Below are 12,661 nucleotides of genomic sequence, written 5' to 3' on the forward strand. Positions count from 1 at the left end.
CATGCCGGTGATTCAGTCGCAAGTGGACCCGTTCAGCGCGCAGTTCGCCCAGAACCGCGCAGCGATGCTGGCCGTGATCGAACACGTTCGCCAGCTCGAACAAAACCTGTTGAACAAGGCGGCCGAAGCCAAGCCAAAATTCGACAAGCGCGGGCAACTGCTGCCGCGCGAGCGCCTCAACCTGCTGCTTGACCCCGGCGCGCCGTTCCTCGAACTGGCGAGTCTGGCCGGCTACAAGCTGCACGACGATAAGGACGGCAGCGCGGCCGGTGGTGGTTTGATCGCCGGGATCGGTTACGTGTCCGGTGTACGGGTGCTGGTGGTGGCGAACAACAGCGCGATCAAGGGCGGCACCATTTCCCCCAGCGGGTTGAAAAAGTCCCTGCGCCTGCAACAGATCGCCATGGAAAACAAACTGCCGGTGATCACCCTCGCCGAAAGCGGCGGCGCCAACTTGAATTACGCCGCGGACATCTTCGTCGAAGGCGCGCGCAGTTTTGCCAATCAGGCGCGGATGTCGGCCATGGGCCTGCCGCAGATTACCGTGGTGCATGGCTCGGCCACTGCGGGCGGCGCTTATCAGCCAGGTTTATCGGATTACGTGGTGGTCGTGCGCGGCAAGGCCAAGCTGTTTCTCGCCGGCCCGCCACTGCTGAAAGCGGCGACCGGTGAAGTCGCGACCGACGAAGAACTCGGCGGCGCCGAGATGCACGCACAAACTGCCGGCACCGCCGAGTACCTGGCCGAGAACGATGCCGACGGCGTACGCAAGGTGCGCGAAATCGTCAGCCTGCTGCCGTGGAACGATCAGTTGCCCTGGCGCCCGGAACATCGCTGGGAAGAACCGCTCTACCCCATTGACGAGCTGCTGGGCCTGATCCCCGATGACCCGAAAAAACCCTATGACGTACGCGACATCATTGCCCGTATCGCCGACGGTTCGAACTTCCTCGAATTCAAAGGCGAGTTCGATCAGCAGACCGTTTGCGGCCAACTGAAAATTCAGGGACGTGCCTGCGGCTTCATCGGCAACAACGGCCCGATCACGCCCAAGGGCGCCAGCAAGGCCGCGCAGTTCATCCAGCTCTGCGACCAGAGCCAGACGCCGCTGCTGTTTTTCCACAACACCACCGGGTTCATGGTCGGCACCGAGTCGGAACAACAAGGCGTGATCAAGCACGGCGCGAAGATGATTCAAGCGGTGGCGAACGCGCGGGTGCCGAAACTGACGATTGTCGTCGGCGGTTCCTATGGCGCCGGCAACTACGCCATGTGCGGCCGTGGCCTCGACCCGCGTTTCATCTTCGCCTGGCCCAACAGTCGCACCGCTGTGATGGGCGGCGCTCAGGCCGGCAAGGTGCTGCGAATCGTCACCGAAGCCAAACAGCTCAAGGACGGTCTGGTGCCGGACCCGAAAATGCTCGACATGCTCGAACAGGTCACCGCGCAGAAACTCGACAGTCAGTCCACCGCCCTCTATGGCAGTGCCAATTTGTGGGACGACGGGTTGATCGATCCACGGGACACCCGGACATTGCTCGGCTACTTGCTGGATATATGCCACGAGGCCGACGTGCGGCCGCTGCAAACCAACAGTTTTGGCGTCGCTAGATTTTGACGACGCAGAGCGTCTAAGACTGCATTCCCACGCAGAGCGTGGGAACGATCAAGGAGAACAATAAAAATGATCTTCACCCAGGAACACGAAGCACTGCGTCGCACCATCCGCCAATTCGTCGATCACGAGATCAACCCTCACGTCGAGGAGTGGGAAAAGGCCGGACGTTTTCCGATCCATGACATCTTCCGCAAGGCCGGTGATCTCGGTTTATTAGGAATCTCCAAACCGGAAAAATTCGGCGGCATGGGGCTCGACTACAGCTATTCGATCGTCGCGGCCGAAGAGTTCGGCACCATCCATTGCGGCGGCATTCCGATGTCCATCGGCGTGCAGACCGACATGTGCACCCCGGCGCTGGCGCGGTTCGGCTCCGATGAGTTGCGCGATGAGTTTCTGCGCCCGGCCATTACCGGTGAACAGGTCGGCTGCATTGGCGTCTCTGAAGTCGGTGCCGGCTCCGATGTCGCCGGGCTGAAAACCATCGCCCGCAAGGACGGCGACGACTATGTGATCAACGGCAGCAAGATGTGGATCACCAACTCGCCCAGCGCCGATTTCATCTGCCTGCTGGCCAACACGTCGGACGACAAACCGCACATCAACAAGTCACTGATCATGGTGCCGATGAACACGCCAGGCATCAGCCTCAGTTCGCACCTGGACAAGCTCGGCATGCGCAGCTCGGAAACCGCCCAGGTGTTTTTCGACAATGTGCGCGTGCCGCAGCGCAACCGCATTGGCCATGAAGGCGCCGGGTTCATGATGCAAATGCTGCAATTCCAGGAGGAACGCCTGTTCGGCGCGGCGAACATGATCAAGGGCCTGGAGTACTGCGTCGACAGCACCATTGAGTACTGCAAGGAACGCAAGACCTTCGGCAATGCGCTGATCGACAACCAGGTCATTCACTTCCGCCTGGCAGAGCTACAAACCGAAATCGAATGCCTGCGGGCGCTGGTCTATCAGGCCACCGAGCAATACATCAAAGGCCAGGACGTCACCCGCCTGGCCTCCATGGCCAAACTCAAGGCCGGGCGTCTGGGCCGTGAAGTCAGCGACAGCTGCCTGCAATATTGGGGTGGCATGGGTTTCATGTGGGACAACCCGGTCGCCCGTGCATATCGCGACGTGCGGCTGGTGTCGATTGGCGGCGGCGCCGACGAAATCATGCTGGGGATCATCTGCAAACTCATGGGCATCCTGCCGGGGAAAAAGAAATGAGCACCCTGCCTGATTGCCAGACGTTGCTGCTGGAGTCGCATAACGGCGTGTTGCACATCACCCTCAATCGCCCGGAAAGTCGCAATGCCATGAGCCTGCAAATGGTCGCCGAACTGCGTGCGGTATTCGCGGCGGTGCGCGATGATCGAGCGGTTCGGGCATTGGTGATCGGCGGTGCTGGCGGGCATTTCTGTGCCGGCGGCGACATCAAGGACATGGCCAGCGCACGCGCTCAAGGCCCCAGCGCCTATCGCGAGTTGAACCGGGCATTCGGCGCGCTGCTGCAAGAGGTGCAACACGCGCCCCAAGTCGTGATCACGGTGCTGCAAGGCGCAGTGTTGGGCGGCGGTCTGGGATTGGCCTGCGTCAGCGACGTCGCCTTGGCCGATCACTTGGCACAGTTCGGGTTGCCGGAAACCAGCCTCGGATTGCTGCCCGCGCAAATAGCGCCGTTTGTGGTCCAGCGCATTGGCCTGACCCAAGCCCGGCGCCTGGCGCTGACCGCCGCGCGTTTTGACGGTACACAGGCGCGGCGGATGGGCCTGGTGCATTTTGTCGAGCATGACGCGCAAGCGCTGGCCGAGCGCCTCGATGAAATCCTCGCCCATGTGCTGTGTTGCGCACCGGGTGCTAATGCGACGACCAAAAAACTCCTGCTGGCGAGTGCCGGACAACCGTCGGATGGGTTGCTGGATGACGCGGCGCAGTGGTTTAGCGAAGCGGTGACTGGGGCTGAAGGAGTCGAAGGGACTATGGCTTTTGTGCAAAAGCGTAAACCGGGGTGGGCTCTTTAAAAGCTTCGCGAGCAGGCTCGCTCCCACAAGGGATTGCATTCCAAATGTGGGAGCGAGCCTGCTCGCGATGAGGCCATCACATTCACCGCAAATCTCAAGGGAAGAACCCATGCCCGGACTCAGAAAAATCCTGATCGCCAACCGCGGTGAAATCGCCTGCCGCATCCAGCGCACCGCCCAGGCGCTGGGTTATCGCACCGTCGCCATTTTCAGCGATGCCGACGCCGACGCCCTTCACGTGCAAATGGCCGACGAAGCCGTCAACATCGGCCCGGCCCCGGTGCAGCAGTCTTATCTGAACATCCCGGCGATCATCGAAGCCGCCCGACGCACTGGTGCTGATGCGATCCACCCCGGCTACGGCTTCCTCTCGGAAAACGCCCGCTTCGCCCTTGCCTGCCGTGACGCTGGCATTACCTTCATCGGCCCCAGCCCCGAAGCCATTGAGCTGATGGGCAGCAAGCGTCTGTCGAAAATCGCCATGATCGACGCTGGCGTGCCCTGTGTTAAAGGCTATCAAGGCGCGGAACAGGACGACACAACCCTGAGCCGCGAAGCCGAACGTATCGGTTATCCATTGATGATCAAGGCCAGCGCTGGCGGGGGCGGACGTGGCATGCGCCTGGTGCGGGACGCCAGCGGGTTGTGTGAACAACTGCGCACCGCACGTTCCGAAGCGCAGCATGGTTTTGGTAGCGATGAACTGATCCTCGAACAAGCTTTGATCGACCCTCGCCATGTCGAAATTCAGCTGTTTGGCGATCAGCACGGCAACCTGATCTACCTCGGCGAACGCGACTGTTCGATCCAGCGGCGCCATCAAAAGGTCATCGAAGAAGCGCCCTGCCCGGTGATGACCCGCGAGCTGCGTCAGGCCATGGGCGAGGCCGCGCTCAAGGCGGGTCGGGCAGTGAATTACGTCGGCGCGGGCACGGTGGAATTTCTGCTGGACGCGCGCGGGCAATTCTACTTTCTGGAGATGAACACCCGGCTGCAAGTGGAACACCCTGTGACCGAACTGATCACCGGGCTGGACCTGGTGGCCTGGCAATTACTCGTCGCCGAAGGACAACCGCTGCCATTACGACAGGAGCAGGTACAGCTCAACGGCCATGCCATGGAAGTGCGCCTGTATGCCGAAGACCCGACTCGCGACTTTCTGCCCCAGACCGGTCGAGTCACGGCGTGGGAACCGACATTACTGAGCGGCGTACGGATCGATCACGGCCTGATTGAAGGCCAGGACATCAGCCCGTTCTATGACCCGATGCTGGGCAAAATCATCGCCCACGGTGCAACCCGTGAAGAAGCCCGGCGCAAGTTGCTGCGGGCGGTGCAAGACAGCGTGCTGCTGGGCGTGCAGAGCAATCAGCGCTTGCTCGCCAGTCTGCTGCAACACCCGCAGTTCATCAGCGGCGAGTTCAGCACCGGGTTCATCCCGATCTGCTTTGCTGACGATCCGTGCTTGCAGGCTCATGTCCCAAGTGCCGCCGAACTGGCCATCGCTGCGGTGCTGTTCTATCAAGCGTCGGCACAGACTCACCCGGCACCACTGGCCGGTTGGCGCAACAATGCCAATGTGCCCCTGCACTATTGCATCGGCTTCAATGATCAGGACTGGCCGGTGGAACTGAACGCCTCGCCGGACGCGTCATTCAGGATTCGTGTGGCCGAGCAATTTCTTCAATTGAAGATCATCCGCTGCGACGGGCGCTGGGCAACACTGGAGATCAACGGCATCCACCAGCGTCATGCCTATCGCCTCGAGGACGGGCACCTCTGGTTGTTCGCCCGCCCCGGCAGTTTGAAACTGGTGGACCGGGCTCAGGCGCTAGTGAGCAGTCAAGCCAGCGTGGGTACCGGCACACTCAAGGCGCCAATGGACGGAGCCATCGTCGATGTGCTGGTCACCGAGGGCAGCCCGGTCAGCAAAGGCCAACTGTTGGTGGTGCTCGAAGCGATGAAAATGGAGCACCCACTCAAGTCGGGCATCGACGGGGTGCTTAAACGGTTGCAGGTGCGGGTCGGTGATCAGGTTAAAAATCGTCAGATTTTGTTGGAGGTCGAATAAGCCGCTAGGCGGATCCGTCGGGTTTGGCTACGCTCAAGCCCTATCAGGACGCGGATACCAGGAACCCTGCAATGCATCACTGGCTGGTGATAGATCTGGAAGCCACCACCGATGAGGGTGGCTGGCCAGTAACGGAAATGGAAATCATCGAAATCGGTGCCACCCTGGTGGACCGCAAAGGTCGCGAACTGGACTATTTCCAGCGTTTCGTGCGGCCGTTGCGTCGGCCTTTGCTGACACCGTTTTGCCGGGAGCTGACTCACATCACCCAAGGCAATATCGATGCTGCGCAACCCCTGACCGAGGTTTGGCCGTCATTCGAGCGTTGGCTGGGCCACCATCATTCACGACTGGAAGGTTGGGCGAGTTGGGGGGACTACGACCGCAAACAGTTGGTTCAGGAATGGGAGCGCCTGCAACTCGACAGTGCCCTGAGCCGGGTGCCGCACATGAACCTCAAGCAGCGCTTTGCCAAGGCCAGACGACTGGAACGTCCGCTGGGGCTCAATGGCGCCTTGCAACTGGCGGGCATGCAGTTCACCGGTCAGCAACACCGGGCGCTGGAAGATGCGCGCAATACCGCGCGCTTGTTGCCACTGACTCTCCCCGTCTAGAGAGGTGACGGCGCACAAGGCCTTGTGCATACTGGCCGGCCTTTTTAGCCCTTTTCGAGGAATCGCCCATGTTTAAAGTCAACGAGTACTTCGACGGCACCGTCAAGTCGATCGCCTTTGGCACCGCTGAAGGTCCTGCGACCATCGGCGTCATGGCTCCGGGCGAATACGAATTCGGTACCAGCCAGCGTGAAATCATGCACGTGGTCAGCGGCGCCCTGACCGTCAAACTGCCTGACAGCAGCGACTGGGAAACCTTCGCGGCCGGTAGCCAGTTCAACGTGCCTGCCAACAGCAAGTTTCAGCTGAAAGTGGCCGTCGACACCGCTTACCTGTGTGAATACCGCGGCTAAAACCCTGGGTTCACCGCGACAAAAAAATGCCCGCGTCTTTGGACACGGGCATTTTTCATTCAGAGGCCTTCATTCGAGGATCGTCACCGCCATCCCGACTTCGAGACGACCGTTGCTGTCGTTGACTAGATTCTGGCCGAACATCGCGCCGTCGGCCTCGGCACGGTACTTCTGCAACGTGGCCAGCGGTTCCCGGTCATCGCTGCGCTCACCGGTTTGCGGATCGATGGTGGTCAGAATGCAACGTGAGCAGGACTTGACCACCCGGAACTCGACATCACCAATGCGGATACGCTTCCAGCCATCCTCGGCATAGGCTTCGCTGCCCTCAATCACCAGGTTCGGTCGAAAGCGCAGCATGTCCAATGAACGCCCGACCTTTTGCGACAAGTCCTCCAGGGATGCCTGGCCGATCAGCAACAACGGATAGCCATCGGCAAATGCCACCTGATCGTCGTCCTTGCCGTAACCCGCCTCCGTCATGCGCGCACGATCAAGGGGAACTTGCACCAGGCGCGTCGGCTTGCCAATGAACTCACTGACCCAGGCACCCGCCTCGTCACCGGCATCCGGCACGCGCAAAGTGTCACGCCAGATGGTCACGCCACGGAGTTCAGCGTTGCTTGAGGGCAAGTCTATGTTGATCGGCGAGCGGCCCGGGGCACTCAGGGTCAAGCCGCCCTTGGCATTCCACAACGCCGACAGCTGGCTCATGGACGCCTCCGCGCGCTGGGTCAGAAAGCGCCCGCTGGCCTCGTCCACCAGCATCCAGCGTCGATCACCGTCCAGCCCCAGCTTGTCGAGCCCGACTTGCTGCAAGGTCTCGCCCTTGCCGGATTTCAACGGATAACGATAAAGCGCGCTCAGACGCAGCATGGCCAGCTCCCTGGTAGGCAAAAAAGGCCACCCTATACGAGCTTGATCACCGAATCAAAGGCTGACATGACTGCCAGCCTGCCGCCCCGTGATCAGGCTGGCACTTCGTCGAGCATCAGGCGCTGGCGCACCACGTCGACGAGTTTGTCCGGCTGGAATTTGGAGAGGAAGTTGTCGCAGCCGACTTTCTTCACCATCGAGTCGTTGAAGCTGCCCGACAGCGAGGTGTGCAGCACCACGTAAAGACCACGCAGACGCGGGTCATTACGGATTTCGGTGGTCAGTCGATAGCCGTCCATTTCCGGCATTTCTGCGTCGGTGAACACCATCAGCAGTTTGTCGGTCATGGACACGCCCGTATCCGCCCAGGCCTTGAGCATGTTCAGCGCCTTCAGGCCGTCGCTGGCAATGTGCATTTTCACGCCCAGTTGACCCAGGGTGTCACGCAGTTGCGACAAGGCTACGTTGGAGTCGTCGACCAGCAGCACTTCCCGGCCCCGGGCGCGTTCCAGTATGGGGTCGTCGAGTTTTTCGCGGGAGACCTTGGCACTGTACGGCACGATTTCGGCCAGGACTTTCTCGACGTCGATGATTTCCACCAACTGGTCATCGACCTTGCTGATCGCCGTGAGGTAATGCTGGCGACCGGCGCTGGTCGGTGGCGGCAGAATGGCTTCCCAGTTCATGTTGACGATGCGGTCCACACCCCCGACCAGAAACGCCTGCACCGAACGGTTGTACTCAGTGACGATGATCGTGCTGGTCGGACTCGGCACCAGCGGGCGCATGCCGATGGCCTGGGACAGGTCAATCACAGGCAACGTCTGGCCACGCAGATTGACCACGCCACAGACGAACGGATGGCGCTGGGGCATCAGCGTCAGCTTGGGCAGTTGCAGCACTTCCTGCACTTTAAAGACGTTGATCGCGAACAATTGCCGGCCGGCCAGGCGAAACATGAGAATTTCCAGGCGATTCTCACCCACCAGTTGCGTGCGTTGGTCTACCGTATCGAGAATGCCGGCCATTTTAATGACTCCTGAGCTTGTTCTGATGAATTCACTAAAGGGAGTTATCGGCTGTTATGACCAGATCTTGACCCTGAGACAAAATGCCACGACCGAGCATTGATGTCACATTAGCATCATGCTTTACTGCATCCGTGATTCATCTGCTTCACTCCTTGCGGCGCGACCACGATTCGCACGTTAGGTTCCCCTGTGTAAGGGATTCCCCTAGTAACAATCAGGCCCAACCTGATATTCGCGATATCCAATAGCCATTAATGTGACGCCATTCTCATTGCATGAACGGAGTCAGGTTTTTGTGTGCGATCGCAGGAAAGTGGTCTTCCACCCTATCAAGCTCCCCAGCCTGGGCTCAGTCCTGCTGGAGCGCGATCTCACGCCGGCATGACAGCGTCGGGACGTTGAACGTCCTCGTCGACATACGTGATATCCCCTCATTTGACATGACGTTGTGGAGGTAAGCATGCCGAACAAACCCAAGCAGTGGGCTCAGCGTTTACCGGAGTTTCTTGTCGAGGCAGAAACCCTTCTAGCCAAATCGGAGGAGTGCCTGAGCCACCTGCAATTGATCAGCAATGACAAAGACGCAATCGATTGCATGCTCAGCAGTCTGCTCAAATTGGCGAGCCGGGCCGATGCCTTGGCGCTGGAAGCCATGTCCGAGTTTTCTCTGCATATTCATGGTTTGCTGAACCACACCCACAACCAAATCGACCTGCACGATCAAGCACTGGGGGCGCTGAAAGAATGCTTCACGCTGATGGCCTGGCAACTTGAACTCATCGATCAAACCACCGGTCAACTCAGCCTGGATGACACTGAGCAGACTTCCTTGATCGAAGCCTTTGCGTTCCAGGTCGGACTCAGTCCATTTCAGTTACCGGTTAACTCCAAACCGTTTACGCTCGTTTCCTATTCGGAACGGCAGGCTTAAATAAGTTAGACAACTACGCTGTGCGAAGTCTTATTGCCATGACGGCGCTCTATAACTGAGCGCGTTCATGTCGCAATTGAACACCTCATATCTGTCAACGACAGTTCGATGCTAATCATTTCCCTCCGTAATGCTTTTCCATCATGGACTAGCGTCCAACCGCTTTATTTCCTGACTGCATGGTCCTATATACCAAACGCGACCAACGGTATCTTAAGTGGTATTATGCCGCCCATTAGTTGACGCCAATTATTGGCCAAGTGTGATCGGATGAAAGCAGACAGACAATGGCTGTAGTTTCACCACTGCACCGTACTCTGCTCAAGACGAGCCACTATAGATTTTCAGACAGAGACCCGTCAGCCCTATGGCCGGTCTGCCCGCAGCGAACATTCATTGGCTCCATCCGCTATGTACGCCAGCCTCAAGTCAGTCATCCTATGGCCACCTTCCCAGAAAAACGCGCGACGTTTCACGTTGTTGCTGTGCACCGTTTCAGCCCTTGGCAGCCTACTGGTCTTCTGTCTGTCCGCTCCCCTTCCGCTGAGCGTGCTGGTGCTCAATATCGCGGCGTTGGCCTGCGTCTGGGTGCAACATCGTCTCTCGAGAACGTCAATAAGATTTGAGCCGCAGGAGCTGGCGGACCGACTGTTGGAAGTTCAGGAAAATGAACGCCATCGGCTCAGTAGAGAATTGCACGACGATATTGGCCAGTTGCTGACAGCCGCAAAACTTCAAAGTGAATGGCTCAAACGGCGGATGCCTGAAGAAATGCAAGGCCAGTGCTCAGTGCTCTGCGACACACTGGAAGAAACCCTGACCAAGGTTCGTGACGTCTCGGCCATCCTTAATCCCAGGCAATTGGCGAGCCTCGGACTGGAAGCCAGTCTGCGTGCGCATCTGCTCAAGACCCTGGCCAATACATCAATGCACTGGAGCCTGGAATGCCATCAACGCTTGACCGGCATACCGGAGGAAATGGCGGTGGCAGCGTTTCGAATTACCCAGGAAGCAGTGACCAACATTCTGCGTCACGCCGAAGCGAAAAATCTGCTGGTCCGCCTGCAACGTACACCCCAAGGCCTGGCACTATCGATCAGCGACGACGGCCTGGGTTTCGCACCCGCGGCTGACCCCGGTCGAGAAGGACAGCGGGGGATGGCCGGGATGCGGGAACGGATCGATCAGTTGGGCGGGACCTTGGCCGTGACCAGCGAACCGGGCAAAGGCACTCAAATCGAAGCACTCTTCCCCTGGGCGCCCCGTGCGCTTGAGCGGGCCAGTACGAATAAGGTTTTACATTGACTTGTAACTTACTTCTGGTGGATGACCACTCACTGATCAGGGCAGGCGTGCGCGCTTTGGTGCTGGATATTCCCGGCTACGCGGTCATTGGCGAGGCCGATGACGGCTCGCATTTACTCGAGATGGTCGAGAAGCTTTCGCCTGACATTATTTTGCTGGATATCTCCATGAAGGTGACCGGCGGCCTTGAAGCCATGCAGCGACTCAAGCGGGTGCGCCCGCAAAGCAAGGTGCTGATCCTGTCGATGCACACCGATCCAGCACTCATCATGCAAGCGCTTGAGTCCGGCGCCCATGGTTATTTGCTCAAAGACACCACGGCCACCGAGCTGGAACATGCCCTGGATGCCTTGCGCAATAACGAACGCTACTTGAGCCCTGCCATCGCCCACACAGTCATCAATCAGGCATTGATCCGCAACCAGAAACAGCAACCGGAAACGTCCGACTCACATAACCTGACGGCACGGCAACTGGAAATCTTGCGACTGATTGTTCGTGGAAAATCCACCCGGGAAATCGCCAATGGCCTGGGCCTTAGCATCAAGACCGTTGAAACCCACCGCTCGCAGATCATGAAACGCCTGCAGATCTACGACGTGGCCGGTCTGGTCCTGTTTGCCGTACGCGAACAAATCATCAGTCTGGACGATTAACTGACAGCGCTGCACTCAACAGCGGTGAGTTCTCCGGCAAATGCACACGCAATGCCGCGGCACGCGCAGAAAAACGCAGGCTATCGCCCTCCAGAGGCTCGCCATCAAGGTTGATGTGCAGACCTTCCGAAACCTTGATTTCGACCCAGGGCAAACGGGCGCGCACAAACATGTTGTCGATGCCAAAACCATCGGCAAGCAGGGTTTTCAAGGTTCCGACCACTTCCTGAGGGGCCGGTAAAATACTGATGTCCAGCAGACCATCGTCAATCAGCGCCTCCGGGCATAGCACATGCCCACCTCCCGCCTGCCGACCATTGCCGATACCCAGTGCCAATAGCTCTCCGCGCCAATAAAAGTCCGGCCCATGCAACTCGCCATATGCCGCGTGCAACTCGCTGAAACGTGACAGACCAGTAAACAGATACGCGGCACCACCAAGGATTTTTTTCAAGTCTTCCGACGTATTGGCTGTGACCTGACTGCCGAAACCGCCAGTGGCCATATTCAGAAAGACCTGCCCTCCAACGTCCCCCAGATCGATAGCGTGCGGCGCAGCCTCCAGAAGGTCCAGGGCCAGAGCCGGTATTAGAGGCACACCCGCTGCGCGAGCAAAATCATTGGCAGTGCCCAATGGCATCAAGACCAGGCTGGCCTGATTCGGGTGCGCGGCTATGGCCTCGGCAACATCGCGTAATGTGCCATCACCGCCGCCGGCAATCAGTTGCGTATAGCCTGCGCTCAACGCTTCTTCCACCCACCGCTGCGCGTCCCCCGCCTCCCAAGTCAGTCGGACCGCCAGATCCCAACCCTGCTTGCGCTTACCTTCGATGGCCGCGCGGACCTCCTCGTTGAGTGCCTGCTTGCCATGCAGAATCAACAGCGCCTTGCGCTCACTCATTGTCGTAGCTCCTGATTGGAATTCATTCAGGAGATGTTGACCTCACTGCCCCCTATAAAGGTCGCAAGGCGTTGAGATTTTTCGAGGCGTGCAGGTTTGCGGTCCTACAGGGCGGGAAGTTTTCTTACGATATGTGAGGAATCGGCTCAATTGACCAACCGGGGCGATTGGTACACCTTGATGTCAGCGGTTATCTGTCATCAACAGCAAAGACACAGGGATGTGCAAGCAATGAGTAAACCCCGTTCAAGGGCTACAAAAAACGCACGCAATACGGGTTTCGGCTA

General features: G+C 58.8%; 12 protein-coding genes. 9 read left to right on the forward strand and 3 right to left on the reverse strand.

The annotated features are described in order from the left end of the window. The first annotated feature begins 1 nt into the window (after position 1). The 6 genes from atuC to ppnP all read left to right on the forward strand — a co-directional run bounded on the left by atuC (position 2) and on the right by ppnP (position 6,674). Entirely contained in the window at positions 2 to 1,618 is a 1,617-nt protein-coding gene (gene atuC / locus AC1DWM_RS09880) for a geranyl-CoA carboxylase subunit beta (protein WP_223519272.1), read from the forward strand. Positions 1,619 to 1,684: 66 nt separating this feature from the next. Further along, positions 1,685 to 2,842, forward strand: coding sequence for a citronellyl-CoA dehydrogenase (gene atuD / locus AC1DWM_RS09885; RefSeq protein WP_223519270.1), 1,158 nt, complete (start codon positions 1,685 to 1,687; stop codon positions 2,840 to 2,842). Continuing rightward, entirely contained in the window at positions 2,839 to 3,636 is a 798-nt protein-coding gene (locus AC1DWM_RS09890; protein WP_477795113.1) for an enoyl-CoA hydratase/isomerase family protein, read from the forward strand. Before atuD ends, AC1DWM_RS09890 begins: the two co-directional genes overlap by 4 nt. Positions 3,637 to 3,745: 109 nt before the next feature. Then, on the forward strand, positions 3,746 to 5,707 hold the full coding sequence (locus tag AC1DWM_RS09895) for an acetyl/propionyl/methylcrotonyl-CoA carboxylase subunit alpha (RefSeq protein WP_477795114.1): 1,962 nt from the start codon (positions 3,746 to 3,748) through the stop codon (positions 5,705 to 5,707). 71 nt (positions 5,708 to 5,778) lie between these two features. Next, positions 5,779 to 6,321, forward strand: coding sequence for a 3'-5' exonuclease (locus tag AC1DWM_RS09900; RefSeq protein ID WP_223519264.1), 543 nt, complete (start codon positions 5,779 to 5,781; stop codon positions 6,319 to 6,321). A gap of 68 nt (positions 6,322 to 6,389) precedes the next feature. Continuing rightward, entirely contained in the window at positions 6,390 to 6,674 is a 285-nt protein-coding gene (gene ppnP / locus AC1DWM_RS09905; RefSeq protein ID WP_007940055.1) for a pyrimidine/purine nucleoside phosphorylase, read from the forward strand. Between the two features lie 69 nt (positions 6,675 to 6,743). On the opposite strand, the gene AC1DWM_RS09910 is transcribed toward ppnP, so the two are convergent. Together AC1DWM_RS09910 and AC1DWM_RS09915 are read right to left on the reverse strand one after the other, a co-directional pair. Then, entirely contained in the window at positions 6,744 to 7,550 is an 807-nt protein-coding gene (locus AC1DWM_RS09910; protein WP_477795115.1) for an MOSC domain-containing protein, read from the reverse strand. Positions 7,551 to 7,642: 92 nt separating this feature from the next. After that, complete coding sequence (locus tag AC1DWM_RS09915) at positions 7,643 to 8,578, reverse strand: chemotaxis protein CheV (RefSeq protein ID WP_223519261.1); 936 nt, start codon at positions 8,576 to 8,578, stop codon at positions 7,643 to 7,645. A 463-nt stretch (positions 8,579 to 9,041) separates the two neighbouring features. On the opposite strand from AC1DWM_RS09915, the gene AC1DWM_RS09920 reads away from it, so the two are divergent. The 3 genes from AC1DWM_RS09920 to AC1DWM_RS09930 all read left to right on the forward strand — a co-directional run bounded on the left by AC1DWM_RS09920 (position 9,042) and on the right by AC1DWM_RS09930 (position 11,473). Further along, positions 9,042 to 9,512, forward strand: a complete 471-nt coding sequence (locus AC1DWM_RS09920) for a hypothetical protein (protein WP_223519259.1) — start codon at positions 9,042 to 9,044, stop codon at positions 9,510 to 9,512. A 411-nt stretch (positions 9,513 to 9,923) separates the two neighbouring features. Beyond that, positions 9,924 to 10,817, forward strand: a complete 894-nt coding sequence (locus tag AC1DWM_RS09925; RefSeq protein WP_477795141.1) for a sensor histidine kinase — start codon at positions 9,924 to 9,926, stop codon at positions 10,815 to 10,817. Further along, positions 10,814 to 11,473 (forward strand): response regulator, encoded by a 660-nt coding sequence (locus tag AC1DWM_RS09930; RefSeq protein ID WP_223519257.1) that lies wholly within the window; start codon positions 10,814 to 10,816, stop codon positions 11,471 to 11,473. Before AC1DWM_RS09925 ends, AC1DWM_RS09930 begins: the two co-directional genes overlap by 4 nt. On the opposite strand, the gene yegS is transcribed toward AC1DWM_RS09930, so the two are convergent. Next, on the reverse strand, positions 11,457 to 12,374 hold the full coding sequence (yegS, locus tag AC1DWM_RS09935) for a lipid kinase YegS (RefSeq protein ID WP_223519255.1): 918 nt from the start codon (positions 12,372 to 12,374) through the stop codon (positions 11,457 to 11,459). The genes AC1DWM_RS09930 and yegS overlap by 17 nt on opposite strands. Positions 12,375 to 12,661 lie beyond the last annotated feature (287 nt).

It is taken from the genome of Pseudomonas sp. P4_C8 (assembly GCF_056401975.1).